Origin of the sequence: Streptomyces misionensis, assembly GCF_900104815.1 — a bacterium.
GTDB lineage: Bacteria > Actinomycetota > Actinomycetes > Streptomycetales > Streptomycetaceae > Streptomyces > Streptomyces misionensis.
On record NZ_FNTD01000004.1, the window covers coordinates 4426143 to 4449494 of the forward strand.

The 23352-nt window shown below is 72.7% G+C and carries 22 protein-coding genes; 12 read left to right on the forward strand and 10 right to left on the reverse strand.

From position 1 onward, the window contains the following. Window positions 1–61: 61 nt before the first annotated feature. Entirely contained in the window at window positions 62–553 is a 492-nt protein-coding gene (locus tag BLW85_RS21755) for an inorganic diphosphatase (RefSeq protein ID WP_070022518.1), read from the reverse strand. 79 nt (window positions 554–632) lie between these two features. On the opposite strand from BLW85_RS21755, the gene dacB reads away from it, so the two are divergent. From dacB to folE, 6 genes are all read left to right on the forward strand, one after another. Next, entirely contained in the window at window positions 633–2234 is a 1602-nt protein-coding gene (dacB, locus tag BLW85_RS21760; protein WP_079172386.1) for a D-alanyl-D-alanine carboxypeptidase/D-alanyl-D-alanine endopeptidase, read from the forward strand. Window positions 2235–2363: 129 nt separating this feature from the next. Then, window positions 2364–3497, forward strand: coding sequence for a zinc-dependent metalloprotease (locus tag BLW85_RS21765; protein ID WP_071828815.1), 1134 nt, complete (start codon window positions 2364–2366; stop codon window positions 3495–3497). 191 nt (window positions 3498–3688) lie between these two features. Then, complete coding sequence (gene tilS, locus BLW85_RS21770; protein WP_070022461.1) at window positions 3689–4786, forward strand: tRNA lysidine(34) synthetase TilS; 1098 nt, start codon at window positions 3689–3691, stop codon at window positions 4784–4786. A gap of 89 nt (window positions 4787–4875) precedes the next feature. Beyond that, on the forward strand, window positions 4876–5436 hold the full coding sequence (gene hpt / locus BLW85_RS21775) for a hypoxanthine phosphoribosyltransferase (RefSeq protein WP_074992909.1): 561 nt from the start codon (window positions 4876–4878) through the stop codon (window positions 5434–5436). Window positions 5437–5653: 217 nt separating this feature from the next. Further along, window positions 5654–7693 (forward strand): ATP-dependent zinc metalloprotease FtsH, encoded by a 2040-nt coding sequence (gene ftsH / locus BLW85_RS21780; RefSeq protein ID WP_074992910.1) that lies wholly within the window; start codon window positions 5654–5656, stop codon window positions 7691–7693. 121 nt (window positions 7694–7814) lie between these two features. Continuing rightward, window positions 7815–8420, forward strand: coding sequence for a GTP cyclohydrolase I FolE (gene folE / locus BLW85_RS21785; protein ID WP_070022464.1), 606 nt, complete (start codon window positions 7815–7817; stop codon window positions 8418–8420). 24 nt (window positions 8421–8444) lie between these two features. Here the strand turns inward: folE and BLW85_RS21790 are convergent, their stop codons facing one another. The 6 genes from BLW85_RS21790 to BLW85_RS21815 form a co-directional block, all read right to left on the reverse strand. After that, window positions 8445–8933, reverse strand: a complete 489-nt coding sequence (locus BLW85_RS21790; RefSeq protein WP_070022465.1) for a DUF3180 domain-containing protein — start codon at window positions 8931–8933, stop codon at window positions 8445–8447. A 58-nt stretch (window positions 8934–8991) separates the two neighbouring features. Beyond that, window positions 8992–9603: a 2-amino-4-hydroxy-6-hydroxymethyldihydropteridine diphosphokinase gene (gene folK, locus BLW85_RS21795; RefSeq protein WP_070022466.1), complete on the reverse strand. Its 612-nt coding sequence runs from the start codon at window positions 9601–9603 to the stop codon at window positions 8992–8994. Continuing rightward, entirely contained in the window at window positions 9600–9959 is a 360-nt protein-coding gene (folB, locus tag BLW85_RS21800; RefSeq protein WP_070022467.1) for a dihydroneopterin aldolase, read from the reverse strand. The genes folK and folB overlap by 4 nt, the downstream gene beginning before the upstream one ends. Before the next feature lie 258 nt (window positions 9960–10217). Continuing rightward, window positions 10218–10754 carry a nuclear transport factor 2 family protein gene (locus tag BLW85_RS21805; protein ID WP_074992911.1) on the reverse strand — a complete coding sequence of 179 codons (537 nt, stop codon included), beginning with the start codon at window positions 10752–10754 and terminating at the stop codon, window positions 10218–10220. Next, window positions 10751–11719, reverse strand: coding sequence for a dihydropteroate synthase (gene folP / locus BLW85_RS21810; protein WP_074992912.1), 969 nt, complete (start codon window positions 11717–11719; stop codon window positions 10751–10753). Before folP ends, BLW85_RS21805 begins: the two co-directional genes overlap by 4 nt. Window positions 11720–11787: 68 nt before the next feature. Continuing rightward, window positions 11788–13602, reverse strand: a complete 1815-nt coding sequence (locus BLW85_RS21815; RefSeq protein WP_074992913.1) for a phosphatidylglycerol lysyltransferase domain-containing protein — start codon at window positions 13600–13602, stop codon at window positions 11788–11790. A gap of 227 nt (window positions 13603–13829) precedes the next feature. Here BLW85_RS21815 and BLW85_RS21820 point away from each other — a divergent pair, with 227 nt between their 5' ends. From BLW85_RS21820 to BLW85_RS21830, 3 genes are all read left to right on the forward strand, one after another. Then, window positions 13830–14954: an alpha/beta hydrolase gene (locus BLW85_RS21820; RefSeq protein ID WP_070022470.1), complete on the forward strand. Its 1125-nt coding sequence runs from the start codon at window positions 13830–13832 to the stop codon at window positions 14952–14954. Window positions 14955–15050: 96 nt separating this feature from the next. Further along, window positions 15051–16271: a hypothetical protein gene (locus tag BLW85_RS21825; protein ID WP_208624884.1), complete on the forward strand. Its 1221-nt coding sequence runs from the start codon at window positions 15051–15053 to the stop codon at window positions 16269–16271. 83 nt (window positions 16272–16354) lie between these two features. Next, window positions 16355–17506 (forward strand): NADH-quinone oxidoreductase subunit D, encoded by a 1152-nt coding sequence (locus tag BLW85_RS21830; RefSeq protein WP_070022471.1) that lies wholly within the window; start codon window positions 16355–16357, stop codon window positions 17504–17506. Window positions 17507–17525: 19 nt separating this feature from the next. Here BLW85_RS21830 and BLW85_RS21835 read toward each other — a convergent pair whose 3' ends face one another. Next, window positions 17526–18548 carry an SAM-dependent methyltransferase gene (locus BLW85_RS21835; RefSeq protein ID WP_074992914.1) on the reverse strand — a complete coding sequence of 341 codons (1023 nt, stop codon included), beginning with the start codon at window positions 18546–18548 and terminating at the stop codon, window positions 17526–17528. 118 nt (window positions 18549–18666) lie between these two features. Between BLW85_RS21835 and BLW85_RS21840 the strand changes: the two genes are divergently transcribed. Further along, window positions 18667–19872: a sensor histidine kinase gene (locus BLW85_RS21840; RefSeq protein ID WP_070022473.1), complete on the forward strand. Its 1206-nt coding sequence runs from the start codon at window positions 18667–18669 to the stop codon at window positions 19870–19872. A gap of 27 nt (window positions 19873–19899) precedes the next feature. Then, on the forward strand, window positions 19900–20571 hold the full coding sequence (locus BLW85_RS21845) for a response regulator transcription factor (protein WP_070022474.1): 672 nt from the start codon (window positions 19900–19902) through the stop codon (window positions 20569–20571). 83 nt (window positions 20572–20654) lie between these two features. Here the strand turns inward: BLW85_RS21845 and BLW85_RS21850 are convergent, their stop codons facing one another. After that, window positions 20655–21788: a DUF5937 family protein gene (locus BLW85_RS21850; protein WP_070022475.1), complete on the reverse strand. Its 1134-nt coding sequence runs from the start codon at window positions 21786–21788 to the stop codon at window positions 20655–20657. Between the two features lie 123 nt (window positions 21789–21911). On the opposite strand from BLW85_RS21850, the gene BLW85_RS39475 reads away from it, so the two are divergent. Further along, window positions 21912–22049 carry a hypothetical protein gene (locus BLW85_RS39475; protein WP_167381358.1) on the forward strand — a complete coding sequence of 46 codons (138 nt, stop codon included), beginning with the start codon at window positions 21912–21914 and terminating at the stop codon, window positions 22047–22049. Between the two features lie 65 nt (window positions 22050–22114). Here BLW85_RS39475 and BLW85_RS21855 read toward each other — a convergent pair whose 3' ends face one another. After that, complete coding sequence (locus tag BLW85_RS21855; RefSeq protein ID WP_074992915.1) at window positions 22115–23320, reverse strand: threonine aldolase family protein; 1206 nt, start codon at window positions 23318–23320, stop codon at window positions 22115–22117. Between the last annotated feature and the right edge of the window lie 32 nt (window positions 23321–23352).

The window sequence follows — 23352 nt, forward strand, 5'->3', positions numbered from 1 at the left end:
GCTCAGCGGACATGCAAACGGGCCGCACACGGGTGTGTGCGGCCCGTCCCACGAGCGGGGGTCAGTGACCGCCCTGCTCCTTGAAGCGCTTGTAGGACCGCTCGATCTCCTGCTCGGCGTCCGCACGGCCCACCCAGTTGGCGCCCTCGACCGACTTGCCGGGCTCCAGGTCCTTGTACACCTCGAAGAAGTGCTGGATCTCCAGGCGGTCGAACTCCGACACGTGGTGGATGTCGCGCAGGTGCTCGACCCGCGGGTCGGTGGCCGGCACGCACAGCAGCTTGTCGTCGCCGCCCGCCTCGTCCGTCATCCGGAACATGCCGATGGCGCGGCACTTGATCAGGCACCCCGGGAAGGTCGGCTCGTCCAGGATGACCAGCGCGTCCAGCGGGTCGCCGTCCTCGCCGAGGGTGTTCTCGACGAAGCCGTAGTCGGTCGGGTAGGCGGTCGAGGTGAAGAGGCGACGGTCCAGGCGGATCCGACCGGTCTCGTGGTCCACCTCGTACTTGTTGCGCGAACCCTTCGGGATCTCGATCGTGACGTCGAACTCCACCGGTGGCTCCTCCATGATCAGCACATAGTTCTGGTGGTTAAGTGTCCCTCACGCAGGTGTGTGATCGCGAAAGGGGCTGGTGGTCGTGCCGGAGCTCAGGCCTTGGCGGGCCGCAAGGCCGCGGGTGAAGCGGTTCGCGAACGCCGTACGACCGCGCCTCACGCTTGCCCTCGGGACGGCGAAACCGCAGGTCGCGCGGCTTGTGTCCACGGTACGACCGCTGCTCGCCGACCTCCCCCGTCCGCGTACCCCCAGCACCTTGCAGTACACCGCGGGCGCCGCCACCGCCGGCCTGGTGCTCGCCGCCGGCGTGGTGACCCTGGCCGGGCCGTGGGACGCCACCGGTCAGCGTACGGCCGAGCGGGACCGGGCGGTCGCCCTGGAGCACGCGGGTGGCGCAGATCACGGCGCCGCCGGTGCGGCGGGCGAGCCCCGCCCGGCGCCGAGCGCGCCGCCCGTCCTGACGGGCCTGGGCCCCGCCACCGGCCCCGCGGACACCAGGCAGGCCCCGGCGAAGGGCGCGACCCCCCTCGCGGACGTCCTGGACCCCCTGCTGGCCTCCACCGCCCTCGGCGACACCCGCACGGCGGTGGTCGTGGACGCGGCCACCGGCAGACGGCTGTACGGCACCGGCGCCGACAAGGGACTCACGCCCGCCTCCACCACCAAGCTCGCCACCGCCGTCGCCGCGCTGAACGCGCTCGGCCCCGACCACCGCTTCACCACCCGCACCGCCTTCACGGCGGCCGGCGGCGAACTCGTGCTCGTCGGCGGCGGCGACCCCACGCTCACCGCGCGCGCCGACGCGGGCGGCTGGGCGAGCCTGCGCACCCTGGCGACGAAGACCGCCGCCGCCCTGCGGCAGCGCGGCGTCCACAAGGTCACGCTGGCCTACGACACCTCGCTCTACACCGGTCCCGCGCTGCACTCCATCGGCGTCAACGACAACCTCGCCCAGGTCGTCGCCCTCACCGCCGACGAGGGCCGTACCGACGGCTCCGCCAGCGGGCCCGTGGCCCGGGTCGCCGACCCGGCGAAGGACGCGGCGCAGAAGTTCGCCGGCTTCCTCGAGGCCGCCGGGATCACCACGACCGCGCCCGCCCCGGCCAAGGCCACCGGCCACCCCGAGACCCTCGCCACCGTCGCCTCGCCGCCGCTGTCCGCCCTGGTCGAGCGCATGCTGACCAACAGCGACAACGACATCGCCGAGGCCCTCGCCCGCCAGACCGCGCTGGCGAGCGGGCAGCCCGCGAGCTTCGGCGGCGGCGCGAAGGCGATCGCCGCGCAGCTGAAGCGGCTGGGCCTGCCGCTGGCCGGGACCTCCTTCCACGACGGCAGCGGCCTCGACCGCACCGACCGGCTCACGGCCGACCTCCTCACCGCGATCCTGGTCAAGGCCGGCACCCCCGACCACCCCGGCCTGCGGCCCCTGCTCACCGGCCTGCCCATCGCCCACTTCACCGGCACCCTCAGTGCCCGCTACGCCGACGGCGCCGCCGGCCTCGTGCACGCCAAGACCGGCACCCTGACCGGCGTCAACACCCTGGCCGGCACGGTCGTCGACCGCTCCGGCCGGCTCCTGACCTTCGCCTTCCTGGCCTCGGGCACGAAGGACCCGATGGCGGCCCAGTCCGCCCTGGACAAGACCGCCACCGCACTGGCCACCTGCGCCTGTGGCTGAGCGGCTCCGGGCCGCCCGGCGCACCGTCCGGCCGGCTCCCGCCCCCGCCGACGCAAAACCTTGTCCGTACGGCCCCCGGCCGACCCCCACGGCCTGCCCCAAGCGGTGGCGCTCACGTACCGTTGACGCATGACAGGCTTCGGAGGCACCGCATCCCCCGGGATGGTCGACTGGAACCTCGCGGTGGCGACCGCGACACGGCTCGCACGCCCCGGCCCCGACGTCACCCGCGACGAGGCCCGTGCCGTCGTCGCGGAGCTGCGCCGGCACGCGAAGGCCTCGGAGGAACACGTCCGGGGCTTCACTCGTCTGGAGACCGAGCAGAGCCACGACACACCCGTCCTCGTGGTGGACCGGCCCGGCTGGGTCCGGGCCAACGTCGCCGGTTTCCGCGAGATCCTCAAACCGCTCCTGGACAAGATGCAGGAACGGCGCGGCGGCCACCCCGGCAGCGCCGTTCTCGGCGCCGTCGGCGGCAAGGTCACCGGCGTGGAACTCGGCATGCTGCTGTCGTTCCTCTCCTCCCGCGTCCTCGGCCAGTACGAGACCTTCGCCCCCGCCACCCGCGACCTGCCGGCCGGCGGGAACGGCGGCGGACGCCTCCTCCTCGTCGCCCCCAACATCGTCCACGTCGAGCGCGAACTCGACGTGCAGCCGCACGACTTCCGCCTGTGGGTGTGCCTGCACGAGGAGACCCACCGCACCCAGTTCACGGCCGTGCCCTGGCTGCGCGACCACCTGGAGGGCGAGATCCAGTCGTTCCTGGCGGAGACGGACGTCGACCCCATGACCTTCCTGGAGCGCATCCGCGAGGCCGCCCAGTCGCTGGCCGGCGGCCGGCCCGAGGGCGAGCAGGACGACGGCGGCCGCTCCTTCGTGGAACTGGTGCAGACGCCCGCGCAGCGCGAGATCCTCGGCCGGCTCACCGCCGTGATGTCCCTGCTGGAGGGCCACGCCGACTACGTGATGGACGGGGTCGGCCCCAGCGTCGTACCGACCGTCGCCGAGATCCGCGAGAAGTTCCAGCAGCGCCGCGCCAAGGGCGCCTCCCGGCTCGACCAGGCCCTGCGCAAACTGCTGGGCCTGGACGCCAAGCTCAAGCAGTACCGGGACGGCGAGCGCTTCGTCCGGGCCGTCGTCGACCAGGTCGGCGTCGACGGCTTCAACCGCGTGTGGACCTCGCCCAACACCCTGCCCACCAAGGCGGAGATCGCCAAACCGGCGGACTGGGTCGCGCGGGTGCACCGCAAGGCGGAGTCGTGAAACACACGCCTGGGTCGTGAACCGAATCCGGCCGACGGCAGACGAACGCCCCTCCAATCACCCGTCCGAGGGACCGTGAGCCATGCGTAGGCGTGCAATGCTCGGGGAACGGCCCGCTTCTGTCACCATCTACACACTCTGAGTGACCGAATCGGGCTCACCCCCCGGATACTTCATGAAGGGAACCGGACATGGGTCCCCATCCTGCGGTCGCGGCGATACGCCTGGCGGTCCGCCGCGTCCTCCACGACATCCTGAACGACCTCCCGGCACCCGGCGACGGCCACCCGGCCACCGTGGGACACCCGGGCCGGACGGCCGAGCGGCCCCCCTCCCCGCTCGTCCCCTCGCCCGCGGCCTCCAGCGCCCCGCCCGCGCCCCCGCTCGTGCTCGTCGCGTGTTCCGGCGGCGCCGACTCCATGGCCCTCGCCTCCGCGCTCGCCTTCGAGGCGCCCAAGCTCGGCCTGCGCGCCGGCGGCATCACCGTCGACCACGGTCTCCAGCCCGGCTCCGACCTCCGCGCCGACGAGGTCGCCCTGCGGATGCGCGGTCTCGGCCTCGACCCCGTCGAAGCCGTCGCCGTCGACGTCGGCCGCGACGGCGGCCCCGAGGCCGCCGCCCGCGACGCCCGCTACGCCGCCCTGGACGCCGCGCTCGAACGGCACGGCGCCGCCGCGATCCTGCTCGGCCACACCCGCGACGACCAGGCCGAAACCGTCCTGCTGGGCCTCGCCCGGGGCTCCGGCATCCGCTCCCTGTCCGGAATGGCCGCGGTCTCGGGGGCCGGCGGCCGTTACCGGCGCCCCTTCCTCCACCTCGACCGGCAGACCGCCCGCAAGGCCTGCATGGTCCAGTCCCTGCCCGTCTGGGACGACCCCCACAACACCGACCCCGCCTACACCCGCTCCCGGCTGCGGCACGAGGGCCTGCCCGCCCTGGAGAAGGCCCTCGGCAAGGGCGTCGTGGAAGCGCTCGCCCGCACCGCCCAGCTGTCCCGCGACGACGCCGACGCCCTCGACGCCTGGGCCAGCCAGGCCGAGGCCTCGGTGCGCGACGCCGCGGGCCGGCTGGAGTGCGCCAAGCTCTACGCGCTGCCGCCCGCCGTGCGCCGCCGGATCCTGCGCCGCGCCGCCATCGAGGCGGGCGCCCCGGCCGGTTCCCTGTTCGCCCGCCACATCGAGGAAGTCGACCGGCTGATCACCGGCTGGCGGGGCCAGGGAGCCATCAATCTCCCGGGCCGCGTCGTCGCCCAGCGTCAGGGTGGCAGACTGGTGATTCGGCAAGGCTGAGTCCCGACGGCCCGGAGCGACCCTCCGGCGGCCGACCGGGCCGGCCGGAGGCCGTTTTCACGGCCGTAAGTGCGGGACGACCGAAAGTGATGCGGGTGGACGCGAAAGACATGGGTGCCGACCTCGAGAAGGTGCTCATCACCAAGGAAGAGATCGACGCCAAGCTGGCCGAGCTGGCCGCGAAGATCGACGCGGAGTACGAGGGCAAGGACCTGCTGATCGTCGGCGTCCTCAAGGGCGCGGTGATGGTCATGGCCGACCTCGCCCGGGCGCTGTCCACCCCGGTCACCATGGACTGGATGGCCGTGTCCTCCTACGGTGCGGGCACCCAGTCCTCCGGTGTCGTGCGGATCCTCAAGGACCTCGACACCGACATCAAGGGCCGCGACGTCCTGATCGTCGAGGACATCATCGACTCCGGCCTGACCCTGTCCTGGCTGATCAACAACCTCGGCTCCCGCGAGCCGGCCTCCCTCAAGGTGTGCACGCTGCTGCGCAAGCCGGACGCCGCCAAGGTCGCCATCGAAGTGGAATGGGTCGGCTTCGACATTCCGAACGAGTTCGTCGTCGGCTACGGCCTCGACTACGCCGAGAAGTACCGCAACCTCCCGTTCGTCGGTACGCTCGCGCCGCACGTCTACGGCGGCTGAACCGGAACCGGGCCCGGGCTGAGCCAGTCGGCCCAAGCCCGGCGAGGTGATCGGGAACCCCGGCGGGTCCCGTGCCGTTGAAGCTTGCAGAGACGGGTTTCCCAGCCGTCGAAACGGCTCCGCGCGGCTTCGGGCACCATTGCTGGGGTACCGTCAGAAGAACTGTCTTATCAAACTCACTATGGCAGGAGGGACGGGGCGGCACCGCTCCGTATGGATGGACGTGAAGCGATACTTCCGTGGGCCGGTCATGTGGATCGTGCTGGCCGTCCTTGCCGTGGTCGTGTTGATGCAGGTCGTCGGCTCGTCCGGCGGCTACAAGACGGTGGACACCGGCCAGGTCGTCGCGGCGATCAATGACAACAGGGTCCAGTCGGCCAAACTGACCACGGGCGACGAGCAGACCATCAAGGTCACCCTCAAGGACGGCCAGAAGGTCTCCGGCAGCTCCAAGATCCAGGCGAGCTACATCGGCGACCAGGGTGTGACCATCGCCGGCACGCTGCAGACCAAGTACCAGAACAAGCAGATCCCGGACGGCTACACGGTCTCGCCGTCCAAGCAGAACCCGTTCGTCGGCGTCCTGCTCTCCCTGCTGCCCTTCGTCCTGATCGTCGTCGTCTTCCTGTTCCTGATGAACCAGATGCAGGGCGGCGGCTCCCGGGTGATGAACTTCGGGAAGTCCAAGGCCAAGCTGATCACCAAGGACACCCCGAAGACGACGTTCTCGGACGTCGCCGGCTGTGACGAGGCCGTCGAGGAACTCCACGAGATCAAGGAGTTCCTCCAGGAGCCGGCCAAGTTCCAGGCCGTCGGCGCCAAGATCCCCAAGGGTGTGCTGCTCTACGGCCGCCCGGGTACCGGCAAGACCCTGCTGGCGCGTGCCGTCGCGGGCGAGGCCGGGGTCCCCTTCTACTCGATCTCCGGTTCCGACTTCGTGGAGATGTTCGTCGGTGTCGGCGCCTCCCGCGTCCGCGACCTGTTCGAGCAGGCCAAGGCGAACGCCCCGGCGATCGTCTTCGTGGACGAGATCGACGCGGTCGGCCGCCACCGCGGCGCCGGCCTCGGCGGTGGGCACGACGAGCGCGAGCAGACCCTCAACCAGCTGCTGGTCGAGATGGACGGCTTCGACGTCAAGGGCGGCGTCATCCTGATCGCCGCCACCAACCGGCCCGACATCCTCGACCCGGCGCTGCTGCGGCCCGGCCGCTTCGACCGCCAGATCGCGGTCGACCCGCCGGACCTCCAGGGCCGTCTGGAGATCCTCAAGGTCCACCAGAAGGGCAAGCCGGTCGCGAACGACGTCGACCTGGCCGCCGTCGCCCGCCGCACCCCCGGTATGACCGGCGCCGACCTGGCCAACGTGCTCAACGAGGCCGCGCTGCTCACCGCGCGCAGCGACCAGAAGCTGATCGACAACAAGGCGCTGGACGAGGCGATCGACCGTGTGGTCGCGGGCCCGCAGAAGCGGACCCGGATCATGTCGGACAAGGAGAAGAAGATCACCGCGTACCACGAGGGCGGTCACGCCCTGGTCGCGGCGGCCTCGCCGAACTCCGACCCGGTCCACAAGATCACGATCCTGTCCCGCGGCCGTGCCCTCGGTTACACGATGGTCCTGCCCGACGAGGACAAGTACTCGACCACGCGCAACGAGATGCTTGACCAGCTCGCCTACATGCTGGGCGGCCGGGCGGCCGAGGAACTGGTCTTCCACGACCCGACCACCGGTGCCGCCAACGACATCGAGAAGGCCACCAACCTGGCCCGCGCGATGGTCACCCAGTACGGCATGACCGAGCGGCTCGGCGCCATCAAGTTCGGCGGCGACAACAGCGAGCCCTTCCTCGGCCGTGAGATGGCGCACCAGCGCGACTACTCGGAAGAGGTCGCCGCGCTGGTGGACGAAGAGGTCAAGAAGCTCATCGAGACCGCGCACAACGAGGCCTGGGAGATCCTGGTCGAGAACCGCGACGTGCTCGACAACCTCGTTCTCCAGCTGCTGGAGAAGGAGACGCTGGGCAAGGAGGAGATCGCCGAGATCTTCGCCCCGATCGTCAAGCGCCCGCCGCGGCCCGCCTGGACCGGCTCCTCGCGCCGCACCCCGTCCACCCGCCCCCCGGTGCTCTCGCCGAAGGAGCTGGCGCTGACCAACGGTGCGAACGGTTCGACGGCCGCGATCAGCACGGCCAAGTCCACCGCGAGCGAGTCCGCCCCGGTGACGGACCAGGCTCCGGAGGACCGTCCGGAAAGCTGACCCACCGGCCGCTTTCCGGCCGAGGCGGCCCGGAATGAACGCCGCGCCCCCCAGGTTCTAGCCTGGGGGGCGCGGCATTTTTCGTATGCACGCACGTGGGACGACAGGAACGAGGCACCAGATGACCGACCCGGTGACGCTGGACAGCGAGCGCCCCGTCGGCGAGTTCGACGAGAAGCGCGCCGAGAATGCCGTACGCGAGCTGCTGATCGCGGTCGGTGAGGACCCCGACCGCGAGGGGCTGCGCGAGACGCCGGCTCGGGTGGCGCGGGCGTACAAGGAGATCTTCGCCGGGCTGTGGCAGCAGCCCGAGGACGTGCTCACCACCACGTTCGACCTGGGGCACGACGAGATGGTCCTGGTGAAGGACATCGAGGTGTACTCGACCTGTGAGCACCACCTGGTGCCGTTCCGGGGCGTGGCGCACGTGGGCTACATCCCGTCGGTCTCCGGGAAGATCACCGGTCTGTCGAAGCTGGCGCGTCTGGTGGACGTCTACGCCCGCCGGCCGCAGGTGCAGGAACGACTCACCACGCAGATCGCGGACTCCCTGATGGAGATCCTGGAGCCGCGCGGCGTCATCGTGGTCGTCGAGTGCGAGCACATGTGCATGTCGATGCGCGGCATCCGCAAGCCGGGCGCCAAGACCATAACGTCGGCGGTGCGCGGTCAGCTGCGCGACGCGGCGACCCGCAACGAGGCCATGAGCCTGATCATGGCGCGCTGAGCCGGAGACCGGGGGAGCCGGCGGTCACGCCGCCGGTTCCGCGCCCGGGTGGTCCTGGTCGTCGTCCTCGGGGAGCTTGCAGACGCGTTCGAGGAAGAGGGCGGCCGCTATCACGGCGATGCCCGCGAGGACCGAGAAGCCCGCGTAGAAGGCCTGGTCGCGGCGGGTGGGGATGTCCAGGAGCTCCAGCAGGAAGACGCCCGTGCCGCCGTACATGCCGGCGACGAGGGCGGCGACCAGGGCGCTGGCCTGGCCGAAGACGACCGCGCGGGCGGCCATCAGCGGGTCGACGCCCTTCGCGCCGGGGCGGCGCTCGCGCTGGGCCTTGAGGCGGGAGCGGATCGAGAGCGCCGTGGACAGCAGGACCACGGCGATCAGGGCGAGGACGATGGGGGCGGCCAGGGGGACGCCGGGCAGGGTCCCGATCGAGTTCCAGAGGCGGGCGCCCGCCCAGGACAGGATGCCCGCCACGACGAACACGCCGATCAGCACCCTGATGCGCAGCTCTCTCACGGTGTCCCTTCAGTTCCCCCGGACCGGGTCCCGGTGGTGGTCGTCTTGACCTTAACGACTACTCGGGCAGTCGGAGTTCCAGGTCTGTGCGCGGTTCGACGCCTTCCCGGGTGACGGCCGCGAGCAGCTCGGCCACGGTGCCGCGGCCGGGCAGCTGGGCCGCCGGGTCCACGTCGTGCCAGGGCGCGAGGACGAACGCGCGCTCGTGGGCGCGCGGGTGGGGCAGGGTCAGCTGCGGGTCGTCGGAGGTGACGTCGGCGTAGGCGACGATGTCCACGTCCAGGGTGCGCGCGCCCCAGCGCTCGTCGCGGACGCGGTGGAATGCCTCCTCGACGGCGTGCGCGCGCTCCAGCAGGGAGGAGGGCGGCAGGGTGGTCTTCAGGGCCACCACCGCGTTGAAGTACGACGGCTGGCTGCCGGGTTCGACGCCCCAGGGCTCGGTCTCGTAGACGGGCGAGACGGCCTTGACGCGGACGCCGGGGGTGTCCTCCAGCGCGTCCACGGCGCCCTGGAGGGTCTCCAGGCGGTTGCCGAGGTTGGACCCGATGGAGATCACGGCCCACTTGGGGTTCTGCAGGGTGGTGTCGGCCGCGTCGACCTTCTCGACGACCGAGGCGGGCACCGGCTGGACGGTCGGGTCACTGTGACCCTGGACGAAAGGTCGGGTCATACTCGGCTCCGGGTGATGGTGACGGTCACGTCGTCGAAGGGGACGGTGATCGGGGCGTCGGGCTTGTGCACGCACACCTCGACCTCCTGGACCCCTTCGTGTTTCAGGCAGGTCTGGGCGATCCGCTCGGCCAGCGTCTCGATGAGGTTCACCGGCTCGCCCTCGACCACGGCCACGACCTCCTCGGCCACGATGCCGTAGTGCACGGTCTTCGTCAGGTCGTCGTCGGCCGCGGCCGGCCGGATGTCCAGGCCCAGGACGATGTCCACGAGGAAGGTCTGGCCCTCCTCGCGCTCCTTGGGGAACACACCGTGGTGCCCGCGGGCCTTCAGGCCGCGCAGCGCGACACGATCCACGCGAATCACTCCTGCAATCGTCGGGAACGACCGGCCCGTACCGCGTGCGGGCGACACACCGGTCACAGACGAATCTACCTGCGGGCGCCGACAGGCCCGGGTCCCAGGGGCCCGGGCCCGGCCGGGACAGGGAGGGTTTCCCCGCTCGTTCCCCCCGGGGAACCCCGCCGCGTCATGGGCTGGTAGCCGGTCATACCCCGGGGTAGGTGATTCCAACCACTTCTCGGTCCGGTGCGCCGTCGTCGGTTCCCTACCCGCTCAGGCGAGGGGGTCGTCGTCCGGATTCACGCCATTCGCGCCGCCCTCGCCTTCCTCGGTGTCGTCGCCGTCGGCGAGCACGGGTGAGGCGTGGTGGGACCAGAGTTTCCAGCCGAGCGGTGTGCGCCGGAACACATTGGTGGCGACGACGAGCTGGCCGACCAGGGGCCCGAGTTCGTCGCCCTCCGCGGGGGCGGGGCCGCCGCTGAGGATGTTCTCGGTGCAGGTCACGAGCGCGGTGTCGCCGGTGACGGAGACGTGCACATCGGTCAGGAAGAACTGGATGTAGTCGGTGTTGGCCATGATCAGGGCGTACGACCTGAGGACCTCGCCGCGGCCGGTGAGCACCGGCCAGCCGGGGTGCACGCAGGAGATCACGCCGCTGTCGGCGGGGTCGTGGTACTCCTCGTCCACGCCCAGGTCGGCGGGGGTGAGCCAGAGGTCGGAGACCTCCTCGAAGTCACCGCGTTCGAGGGCCTCGTAGAAGGCGGTGTTGGCGGCCTCGACCTGTTCGACGTCGGTGTGGGGGGCGCTCACCGGGCTCCGTCCGCGGTGTGTCCGCCGGCGGCGCCGGGGGCGTGGCCGGTTTCGTGCGCCGCGTCGGCCGCCGGGTCCGCCGGGACGGGCGCCGTACCCGCCGTGGCGCGTGCCCCTTCGACCGCGCGCGCGACCCGTACGGCGTCCGCCGTGGCGCGCACCTCGTGGACGCGCACGGCCCAGGCGCCGGCGTGCGCCGCGAGGGCGGAGACGGCGGCGGTGGCGGCGTCGCGTTCCCGCGCGGGCGGGGGAGCGCCCTCGGGTCCGGCGAGCACCCGGCCGAGGAACCGCTTGCGGGAGGCGGCCACCAGCAGCGGGTGGCCGAGGGCGCGCAGCCGGTCGAGGTGGGCCAGGAGGGCGAGGTCGTGCTCGGCCTCCTTGGAGAAGCCGAGACCGGGGTCGACGACGATCCGGTCGGGGGCGATGCCGCCGGCCAGGACGGCGTCGATCCGGGCGCGCAGTTCGTCCACGACCTCGCCGACGACGTCCTCGTACACGCCGTGGATGCCGCCGCCCGCCAGGAAGCCGCGCCAGTGCATGACGACGAAGGGGGCGCCGGCGGCGGCGACGACCGGGATCATCTCGGGGTCCGCGAGGCCGCCGCTGACGTCGTTGACGAGGGCGGCGCCGGCCTCCAGGGACCGGGCCGCGACGGAGGCGCGCATGGTGTCGACGGAGACGACGACGCCTTCGGCGGCGAGGCCCCGCACGACCGGGATGACCCGCCGCAGCTCCTCGTCCTCGTCCACCCGGGTGGCGCCCGGGCGGGTGGACTCGCCGCCGACGTCGATCAGGTCGGCGCCCGCGGCGACGAGGTCGAGGCCGTGCTTGACGGCGGCCGTCGTGTCGAACCAGCGGCCGCCGTCGGAGAAGGAATCGGGGGTGACGTTCACGACCCCCATGACCGCGCACCGGTCCCATGCCGGAAGGCCCGCCACTCGGCCGCGCCCGCTGAGCTTGTTCATACGTTCAGCGTAGGCCCCGGGCGGCGCCGCGACGGCCCGTAGGGCCGGGGCGGCGCCGGACGGACGGATCATGCCGCGCGGGCGTCGCGTTCGGTCACGGTGTGCGCGCACGTGCGTTCGGCGGCCGGACGGCGGCGCCGCAGGAAGCGGGGCATGGGCAGGGCCAGGTTGACGAAGCCCTCGGCCTGCATGGTGGCGAAGCCGATGCGGGGCAGGTCGGTGGTCGCGCGGTAGACGATGAAGCGCGGCTCCCAGCGCGGCTGGAACTTGGCGTTGAACTTGTACAGCGACTCGATCTGGAACCAGCGCGAGAGGAAGACCAGCAGCCCGCGCCAGGCGCGCAGCACCGGCCCGGCGCCGATCTTCTCGCCGCGGGCGAGGGCGGAGCGGAACATGGCGAAGTTCAGCGAGACGCGGGTGATGCCGAACCTGGGCGCGGCCTGGAGGGCGGCGACGATCAGCAGCTCGTTCATGCCCGGGTCGGCGCTGCGGTCGCGCCGCATCAGGTCGAGCGAGGCGCCGTCCTCGCCCCAGGGCACGAAGTGCAGGATCGCCTTCAGGTCGCCGTACTCGCCCGGTGCGTCGTCGGCCTTGTGGGCGGTGGCTATGAGGCAGTCGCCGTCGGCCGGGTCGCCGATCCGGCCGAGGGCCATGGAGAAGCCGCGCTCGGTGTCGGTGCCGCGCCAGTCCTCCGCGGCCCGCCGGATGCGGTCCAGCTCGGCCTCGCCGAGGTCATGGATGCGCCGTACCCGGGTTTCGTAACCGGCCCGTTCGATGCGCTTGACCATCTGCCGGACGTTGCGCATGGCGCGCCCGGCGAGCGAGAAATCCGCGACGTCCACCACCGCCTCGTCGCCGAGTTCCAGGGCGTCCAGCCCGGTTTCGCGGGTCCACACCTCGCCGCCGGTCTCCGAGCAGCCCACGACCGCGGGCGTCCAGGAGTGCGCCCTGGCCTCGTCCATGAAGCGTTCGATGGCGCCCGGCCAGGCCTCGACGTCCCCGATGGGGTCGCCGCTGGCGAGCATCACGCCGGAGATGACGCGGTAGGTGACGGCGGCCTTGCCGCTGGGCGAGAAGACGACCGCCTTGTCGCGGCGCAGCGCGAAGTGGCCGAGGGAGTCGCGGCGGCCGTGCCTGGCCAGCAGCGCCCGCAGCTTCGCCTCGTCGTCCTCGGTGAGGTGGGCGGCCGGGTGCTCGGGGCGGAAGGCCAGGTAGATGGTGGTGACGGCGGTGAGCCAGCCGAGCGCGCCGAGGGAGAAGGCGACGGTCCAGGAGGTGTTGCCCTGGTAGTCGACCGGGCCCTCGAAACCGAACAGGCCGTAGACGACGTGGGTGAGGCGGTCGGCCAGGCTCGGGTCGCCGATCGTGCGGTGCGGGTGGACGCTGACGATGACCAGCCCGAGCACGAGCGAACCGGCGCTCATCAGCACGAAGTTGGCGAGTGCGCGCCAGCGGCTGCGCGGGTCCGGCAGGGCCGCGAACTCCCGGCGGTGCCAGATCAGCGGCACCAGCAGGACGACCGCGAACAGCACGCCGGCCAGCGAGTGGCGGTAGGCGAACTGGCTCACCGCGCCGGCCGGCAGCAGCGCGACCGCGGCGCGCCACGCACGGCGCTTGCGCCGCCTGAGTCCATGCGCGAGCAGCAGCAACAGCACGCCGACGCTGAGCGAGAGGGCCGCGGCGAACGGTCCGAAGGAACCGGGGAGCACCTCGGCCAGGGCGTGCATACGGCTGTGACGGAAGCGCGGGAAGACTCCTGCGGCGATGTCCAGGAGGCCGACGAGCGCGACCGCCCTGCCGACCAGGCCGGGGACGGCCTCGGGGCGCGGGCCGCGCGGTATGCGCAGCGCCCGGTTCGATCGGCCCGGAACCCCGCCCGACATTTCCCCATCTATCCTGACAGACATCGCATCCCGTAGTTCTGCGAGAGACCTTGGACCCGGGCCCGATCGGGCATCCGGTGACATTGCGCCCTCTAGGACGGTGTCTCGGGGAGAGAGGTTCACTCCCCTCCGGAAAGTCGGGTCAAAGGCCGAGGAAAGCCCCGGGCAAACCCACGCGACGGCGCGTGGGCGCGGCACGGGCCGAGAGCGCAGGCAGGGAAACAGCCATGGGTCTGACGAGCAACAAGGTGCTGGTGCTGGCGGTCGTGTTCGCCGTGGTGCTGTTCGCGGGCACGGTGTGGCTGTGGCCGCGGCTCGCCCGGCACAGCTGGCGGGCCGTCGGCGGACGGATCGGGATGCTGCTCGTCACCCAGCTCGCGCTGTTCGCCTCGGTGGGGCTCGCCGCCAACCAGGCGTTCGGCTTCTACGCCAGCTGGGCGGACCTGTTCGGCCAGGAGAACGGCCAGGGCGTGGTCGTCGACCACATAGCGGACGGTGCCCGCAGCCCGATCCAGGTGGTCTCCACCTCCCGGGTGACCGGGGTGAGCAGCGGGGCGCCGCAGGTGGCCGGGCAGATCCAGAAGGTCGACATCCTCGGCCGGACGACCCGCATCGGGGCGCCGGCGTTCGTGTACCTGCCGCCGGAGTACTTCCAGCCGCGCAACCGCGACCGCAAGTTCCCGGTCTCCGTCGTCCTGACGGGCTACCCGGGCACCGCGCAGGCGCTGGTGGACAAGCTGCGCTACCCGAGCACGGCGCAACAGCTCGCCAAGAGCGGCCGGATGCAGCCGATGATCCTGGTGATGATGCGCCCGGCGGTGGCCCCGCCGCGGGACACCGAGTGCGTGGACGTGCCCGGGGGCCCGAAGACGGAGACGTTCTTCGCCAAGGACCTGCGCGACTCGGTGATGGCTCGTTACCGGGTGGACAAGACGCCCGCGAGCTGGGGCATCATCGGCGACTCGACCGGCGGTTACTGCGCGCTGAAGATCGCCATGCACCACCCGAAGTCGTACGCCGCCGCCGTCGGCCTGTCGCCGTACTACAACGCGCCGATCGACCCCACCACCGGCGACCTCTTCCACGGTGACGCGAACCTGCGCGATCGTGCCAACCTCTTCTGGGTGCTCAAGCACCAGGCGGCCCCGGAAACGTCACTGCTCGTCACCAGCAGCAAAATCGGTGAGCACAACTACAAGGACACGCTCAAATTCATCAAGAGCGTGCAGAACACGAACGTGACCAGGATTTCCTCGATCATCCTTCCGAGCGGTGGGCACAACTTCAACACCTGGCGGCGGGAGATCCCCGAGGCGTTGCAGTGGCTCGGCAGCCGGCTGGTCTCGCACTGAACCACCGGATCCTGACGCCCCGTGAAGCACACGGCGTGGCCGTGTTTTTGCGGGGCGGGGACCCATGAATCGCCTACGCGCGGTAAGTTTCTGGCCATGCCACGTGGACGCCACCGCCATTCCCCGCCTCTGCACCGGCTGTTGCCCCCCTCCGCCATCGCCGGCGTCTCCGTCGCCTGCGCGCTGGGTCCCTGGGTGTTCTCCGAGGCCGCGGTGCTGCGCGTGCTGGCCGGAGCCGCCGCGGTGACCGCGCTCGCCGGCGCGTTCGTGATGCGCCGCTGGGACATCCACGCGGGCAAGCAGGTCGCCGACCTCGCCCGCGCCCGGGCCGGCGACGAGTGGCGGTTCGAGGAACGGGTCGCCGAGCTGGAGGCCGACCTGGAGGAATCCCGCGAACTGCGCACCAAGCTGGAGCAGCGGCTGCGCGCCAAGCGCGCCGAGCTGGCCGGGCTGCGCAACGAGCACGCGGCCCTGCTGCGCCGCTACGCCACCGCGGAGACCGAGCGCGCGAGCGCCCTGGAGGGCCGCCGCCTGCTGGAGATCGAGTCCGGGACGCCCGCGCTGCCGTCCGCCGCGCGCTCGTCCGCCACACTGCCGTCGCGCTCGGCCTCGCCGGCCCTGCCGCCGGCCCGGAGCGCGGAGCCGTCCGCCGCCGTCGCGGAGCCGGAGAAGACGTACGACGTGTTCTCGGCCGAGGGCGCGAAGCTGTACGGGCAGGCGCTGCGGGCGCTGGCCGCGTTCGGCCGGGAGCGCGGCAGCGGGTCCGGGCCGGAGGGTGAGGGCCCGGCCGCCGCCAAAGGAGACGACGACGCCGGGGACATAGCCGCGCCGGACGGTGCGCCCGCGCCGTCCGAGGAGGCCGGACCCGCCGGGGCACGGCCCGCGGCCGCCGCCCCGCAGGCCCCCGCGGCCTCCGGCACGCAAGACGGGACGCCCGAGCCTGCCGGGACCCCTGAGCCGGTCGAGGCCGCCGGGGCGCCCGCCGACGGGCACTTCACGGTGCCGACCGCCGTGGCCGTCGTACCGGCACCGCCCGTGCGGCGCCCGACGACCTCGGGCGGATTCGACTTCTTCGGCACGCACAAGGGCGCGGGCCCGCAGAAGGCCGCGCCGAAGCCCGCGCTGGACGCCGTGCAGAACGAGGACCTGGCCGATGTCGTCGGCCAGGAGGCGCTGGCCGTGCACAAGGCCGAGGCCGAGGCGGAGTTCAAGCCCGCCGGCGACAAGGCGCACGGCGTGGGACAGGTCATCGACCTGACCGCGCACGACGAGACCGAGCAGATCGACGTCCAGGGGCTGCGCAGCGCGGCCTCCTGACGACGGCACGCCGCACACCGGGCCCGGCCTCCCCACGGGGAAGCCGGGCCTTCGCGCGTCCGGGCATGGGGGAAACTGGAGCCATGACTCCTACGACGGAGACCACGGTCGGGATCGGCGGTGCCGCGGAAAGCACCGACATGGTGCTCAACATCGGGCCCCAGCACCCCTCCACGCACGGCGTGCTGCGGCTCAGGCTGGTGCTGGACGGCGAGCGCATCGTGCACGCCGAGCCGGTGATCGGCTATATGCACCGGGGCGCGGAGAAGCTCTTCGAGGCGCGCGACTACCGGCAGATCATCATGCTCGCCAACCGTCACGACTGGCTGTCGGCGTTCTCCAACGAGCTGGGTGTGGTCCTCGCCGTGGAGCGGATGCTCGGCATGGAGGTGCCCGAGCGCGCGGTGTGGACGCGCACGCTGCTCGCCGAGCTGAACCGGGTGCTCAACCATCTGATGTTCCTCGGCTCCTACCCGCTGGAACTGGGCGGGATCACCCCCGTGTTCTACGCGTTCCGCGAGCGCGAGGTGCTCCAGAACGTCATGGAGGAGGTCTCCGGCGGGCGCATGCACTACATGTTCAACCGCGTCGGCGGCCTCAAGGAGGACCTGCCGGCCGGCTGGGCGGGCCGCGCGCGGGCCGCCGTCGCCGCCGTGCGCTCGCGGATGGACGTCTTCGACGACCTGGTGCTCGGCAACGAGATCTTCCGGGGGCGCACGCGCGGGGTGGGGGCGCTCGCCCCCGAGGCGGTGCACGCCTACGGCGTGAGCGGGCCCATCGCGCGCGGCTCGGGCGTCGACTTCGACCTGCGCCGGGACGAGCCCTACCTGGCGTACGGCGAACTGCGGGACACGCTGAAGGTCGTCACCCGCAGCGAGGGCGACTGCCTGGCCCGCTTCGAGGTGCTGCTCGAACAGACGCACAACGCGCTGGACCTCGCGGACGCCTGCCTGGACAGGCTCGCCGAGCTGCCGCCCGGGCCCGTCAACCAGCGCCTGCCGAAGGTCCTGAAGGCGCCCGAGGGACACACCTACGCGTGGACCGAGAACCCGCTCGGGATCAATGGGTACTACCTGGTCAGCAAGGGTGAGAAGACGCCGTACCGGCTCAAGTTGCGCTCGGCGTCGTACAACAACATCCAGGCGCTGACCGAGCTGCTGCCCGGGACGCTGGTGGCGGACATGGTGGCGATCCTCGGCTCGATGTTCTTCGTGGTCGGCGACATCGACAAGTAGTCCACGCGCCCGGCGCGGGTCAGCCGAGCGGGTCCGGGATGCAGGCCGGCCGCAGCAGCCAGCCGAAGTCACCGAGGCCGCCGCGCGCGGTCAGCTCCGCGGCCTCGCCGGCGCCCGCGAGGGCCCGCACATAGCCGGCGGGGTCCGTGGCGGCCAGCGTGAGCGGGGGGCGTGCGCCGGTGATGCCGAGGGCGTGCAGGGCGTCGCGCTGGGTGAGCAGCCGTGCGGGGGCCGGGAGCGCCGCCGCGCAGGCGTCCAGGGCGACATGGGCGGTGATGTCACAGCTGCCGTCCGGCACCGGCGTCGTCTCGCGGCCCTCGCGGAAGCCGGTGAGGGTGCCGAACGGGGGGCGTGCGCCGGCGGTGTGCGCGTAGTCGACGGCCACCGCGAGCCCCCGTACCACCCGTCCGGCGACCGCCGCCCACGCCTCGTCGCGGGGCCGCCCCAGCTCCGCGCGCAGTCCCGCCTTTGCCGGCAGCGGCCACCAGCGCGCCAGCCAGTCCGCGTCCGCGCCGGTCACCGGCTCGCCGGGCCGCTCGGCACCGTCGTCGCCGACCAGCACGTACCGGGGCACGCCCGCGGGGTCCGTCTCGGCCACGTCCACGGGCACGTTGTCCAGCCACTCGTTGGCGAACAGCAGCCCGGTGACCGACGCGGGCGGCTCGTCGCACCAGGTGACGCGTCCGTCCAGGCCGGCGGGCCGGCCGGCGATCTCGACGGCGTACGGCCGCACCCGCGCGGCCACCTCCTTTGGCAGCGCGCGGAGCACCCCGGTCACCAGTTCGCCGCGCCCGGCCCCCATGTCCACGAAGTCCAGCGCCGCGGGCCGCCCCAGTGCCGCGTCGACCCGGCACAACAGCTCCGCCACGGCCGCCGCGAACAGCGCCGACGCGTGCACCGACGTGCGGAAGTGCCCGGCGGGCCCCTCCGGCCGCCGGTAGAAGCCGTCCGGGCCGTACAGGGCGGCCTCGGTCGCGGCCCGCCAGCCGCGCGGGCCCGCGCCCGGCGCGCACCGCCGCTCACCCGTCCTGCCGTCCGTCACCGGACCAGGGTAGGCGCACAGTTGATCACCTCCTCCACCTTGGGGAGTACGTGCGCGCGGCCCGGATCGGCCCTCCGGTTGACCCGGTCGGGCATTCCGTTTCCCTACTCTGGGTTACGTGCAGCGCCTCTACGACTTCCTCCGCCGTCACCCGACCGGGGTCGACTCCTTCTGGGCCGTCGTCCTGTTCGGGCTGTCGGTGCTGAGCGAGGCCAATCTCCAGGGGACGCCGGCGCACCGGGCACCGCTGGCCGCGGCGGTCGCCGTCTCCGCCGTCCTGTGCCTCGTCGTCGCGCTGCGCCGCCGGTTCCCGGAGCCGATGCTGCTGGTCGCGCTCGCCACCGGCCTCGCCCAGCTGGTGCTGGACGTGGAGACGTCCGTCGCCGACTTCGCCATGCTGGCGATCGCCTACACGGTCGCCACCATGGGCGCGCGCTGGGCGTCCCGGCTCGCCCTGGTCGCCGGCTTCTGCGCCGCGCCCATGGCGCAGCTGCGCTGGCCGGCGGAGCATTCCAGCTTCCTCGGCCGCCTGGCCATCGTGGTCTTCCAGATCGTGCCCTTCGCGCTCGCCTGGGTGCTCGGCGACTCCATGCGCACCCGGCGCGCCTACTTCGCCCAGCTGGAGGAGCGCGCGACCAGGCTGGAGCAGGAGCGCGAGGCGCAGTCCAAGGTCGCCGTCGCCGCCGAGCGCGCCCGGATCGCCCGCGAGCTGCACGACGTGGTCGCGCACAACGTGTCCGTGATGGTGGTGCAGGCCGACGGCGCCGCCTACGTCATGGACACTGCCCCCGACCAGGCCAGGACGGCCCTGGAGACGATCTCCTCGACCGGCCGGCAGGCCCTCGCCGAGATGCGCCGCCTGCTGGGCGTGCTGCGCACCGGGGAGCACCAGGAGGGCGGCGAGTACGTCCCGCAGCCCGACGTCGAGCAGATCGACGAGCTGATCGAGCAGTGCCGCGGCTCCGGGCTGCCCGTCGACTTCAAGGTGGAGGGCACGCCGCGCCCGCTGCCCAGCGGGGTGGAGCTGACCGCGTACCGGATCGTGCAGGAGGCGCTCACCAACACCCGCAAGCACGGTGGGCCCAACGCGGGCGCCAGCGTCCGGCTGGTCTACTTCGACGACGGCCTCGGCCTGCTCGTGGAGGACGACGGCAAGGGCGCCCCCCAGGAGCTGTACGAGGAGGGCGGCGCCGACGGCCGCGGGCACGGCCTGATCGGCATGCGCGAGCGCGTCGGCATGGTCGGCGGCACGCTGGACGCCGGGCCGCGGCCGGGCGGAGGATTCCGGATCAGCGCCCTGCTGCCGCTCAAGCCGGCGCACTGACGAACGAGGACAGGGAAGAGGGACCGGATGACGATCCGCGTGATGCTCGTCGACGACCAGGTGCTGCTGCGCACCGGGTTCGGGATGGTGCTCGCCGCCCAACCGGACATGGAGGTCGTCGCCGAGGCGGGCGACGGTGTCGAGGCCCTGGAGAAGCTGCGCGCCACCGCGGTGGACGTGGTGCTGATGGACGTCCGCATGCCGAAGCTCGACGGGGTGGAGGCCACCCGGCGGATCTGCGCGCAGCCGGACCCGCCCAAGGTGCTGATCCTGACCACGTTCGACCTGGACGAGTACGCCTTCTCCGGGCTGAAGGCGGGCGCCTCCGGCTTCATGCTCAAGGACGTGCCGCCCGGCGAGCTGCTGGCCGCCATCCGGTCCGTGCACAGCGGTGACGCCGTGGTCGCGCCCTCCACCACCCGGCGGCTGTTGGACCGCTTCGCGCCGATGCTGCCGTCCGGCGGCGGGGACCCCCGGCAGAAGGAGCTGGCCCGGCTCACCGAGCGGGAGCGCGAGGTGATGGTGCTGGTCGCGCAGGGCCTGTCCAACGGGGAGATCGCGGCGCGCCTGGTGCTGTCCGAGGCGACCGTGAAGACCCATGTCGGACGCATCCTGACCAAGCTGGGGCTGCGCGACCGGGTGCAGGTGGTGGTGCTGGCGTACGAGACCGGCCTGGTGCGCGCGGGCGGCCTCGGCTGAGCCGCACACCGCGACCGGGCGGCCTCGGCTGACCCGTACCTCGCCCGGTCGGTCTCGCCCGGGCCGCGGCCCGGCCGGGCGGTTCAGCGCAGCAGGCCCTCGATGAAGTCGCTGCCCAGCCGGGCCACCGCCGAGAGGTCCAGCTGGTGCTGCACGTACCGGCCGCGGCGGCACTGGGTGATCAGGCCCGCCTTCTTCAGCACCGCCAGGTGCCGGGATATCTCGGGCGCCGACATGCCGTACGCGTCGGCCAGTTCGCCCGTGGTGTGCGGGGCGCGCGCCAGATAGCGGCACAGCCGCATCCGCACCGGGTGGGCCAGCGCCTCCAGACGCCGGGTGAGCTCGGCGACGGACGGGGCCTGCGGGCGGGGTCCGCTGAGCGGGTAGCTGATCACGGGCTGCCAGCCGTACCGGTGCAGGACCAGGACGTGGGGGCGGCCGAGGCTGGTCGGCACCAGCACCAGGCCGCCGTCCCCGGTGGCGGTGCGTACCACCGGCAGCTTGTCGACGGTGATCAGCGCGGCCTCCTCGTCCACCGAGAACGCCCCGGACAGCGAGCAGAGGGCCTCGGTCAGGCCCCTGCGGCGCAGCAGTTCGGTGCGGTGCCGGGCCTCGGCGGCGAGCTGGGGCCGCACCCGGGCCCAGGTGTCCGCGAAGAAGGCCTCCTCGCAGTCGAGCAGCAGGTGTCGCAGCCAGGCCCGGATGGCCGGCGGGTCCTCCAGCAGCCGACGGGTGAACCGCTCCTGCATCGGGCCGCGCGCGGCGGCCATGTCCAGGGCGCGCCGGCGCAGCACCGGGTCGTCCAGCGTGCCGGGCCGGGGGGTGTCGCCGCGCAGGCCGCAGGTGAACTCCAGGGCGGCCTGCACGAACTGTTCGTCCGTCAGTTTGTCGAGCAGCTCCAGGTCCTCGGCCAGCGTGGCCCCGGGGAGCACCCGGCCGCCGGGGACGCCGGCGAAGGCCCAGAAGACGTCCGAGAACGTCGTACGCCACAGGAAGTCCGCCTCGCACAGCCGGTCGGCGAGATGGGGGTTCAGCCGGGAGGAGACGGCGGCGGTCCAGCCCCCCAGCTCCGGGTGGTGGCCCGGTTCGCTGAGCACGTGCAGCGCCATCCCGAGCTCGGCCAGCGGCGAGGGCACGACGGAGATCCTCGCCCACCTGTCGGCCTCGGGGGCACTCCCGTCGGCGGCCAGGCCGGTGATGTCGATGGTCACGCTCATGCCCCCATCGTGCACCGGACCACCGACAACGCCTCGTGGATTGACGGCGGCGGTCAATCCGCGGGACATCGGCGCGGGGCGCGCGCAGCCTGAGGGCATCCACGTTCCCGGAAGGCGACCGCCATGAGCATCACCCAGCAGTACCTCCTCGACCTGCACCGCACCCGGGCCCACGGCACGCCCCACCCGCCCGCGCCCGGCCGGCACGACCTCGCCGTGCTGCGCGCCCTCGTGCGCCGGCTGCGCCGCCCGGCGTCATAGCGACGTCATGGCGAGCCCGCGTACGCCGGAGGGCTCACCGCCGGTTCCTGGCGAACGCCCCCGCGCTACGGCAGCCGTAGCGCGAAATCCCTCACCGCCGCCCGTACCTCGTCCGCCGTCCACTCCAGGCCCGCGGCCCGGACGCTGACCTCCGTGCGGGCCAGCCCGGGGGCGGCGTCGCCGGACCAGCCGTCCGCGAAGAGCGCCACCGAGGTCTCCTCCGCCTGGCGCAGCGCGGCCTCGGCGACCACCTCGGGTTCGTACGGCAGCCACACCTGGAACTCATGGGTGTGCGGCACCTCGGGGTGCACCCGCGCCCACGGCAGTCCGGCCTCGGCGAAACCCTCTCGCAGCGCGGCGGCGACCACGCGCGCCTGGCGTACGTAGGCGGGCAGCCTCGGCAGTTCCCGCTCCAGGCCGATGAGGGCGGACAGCGCGGTCGGGAACTGCTGGAAGATCATGCCGCCGTACCGGTGCCGCCAGGTCCGCGCCTCCTCGACCAGCGTGGCCGGCCCGGCGAGCGCGGCGCCGCCGAGGCCGTCGAGGGACTTGTAGAACGACACGTAGACGCTGTCGGCCAGCCCCGCGATCTCCGTCAGGGGGCGCCCGAAGTGCTCGGTGCACTCCCACAGGCGCGCGCCGTCGAAGTGCACCACCGCCTCGCGCTCCCGGGCCACCTCCACCGCCTCGGTCAGCTCCTCCCAGGTGGGCAGCACGAAACCGGCGTCCCTGAGCGGCAGTTCGAGCATCAGCGCGCCGAAGGGCTCCGCGACGTCGCGTATCTCCGCCGCCGTCGGCTGCCGCCGCCCGCCGCCCACCCGGACCGGACGCAACCCGCTGACCTGGCTGAAGGCCTGCCGTTCGTGCATCTCCGGATGGGCCAGCGGGTGCAGGGCCACGGCGGTGTCGCCGGTGCGGCCCGCCCAGCAGCGCAGCGCCACCTGCTGGGCCATGGTGCCGGTGGGGAAGAAGACGGCGGCCTCCATGCCGAGCAGGGCGGCGGTCCGCTCCTCCAGGGCGGCCACGATCCGGTTGCCGTACACGTCGGCCGGTTCGTCGAGGTCGTACACCCCGGCGCCCGCCCCGGCCAGGTCCGCCAGGCGCTCGCGGATCGTGCCGCCCCAGCGGGCGCCGCCCAGCCTGCGCGCGCCCCGCCGCCGTACGGCCGCCCACCGCTCCCGCCTGCGGTCCTGGTCCGAAAGCTCCGCAGTCTCCGATTGTCCCGTCGGCTCTTGTGCCGGGTGCGCGCCGGCCGCGTCGGTGTCAGTCATGCGGGGATCATGCCGCGCCGGGCGCCCGCGGG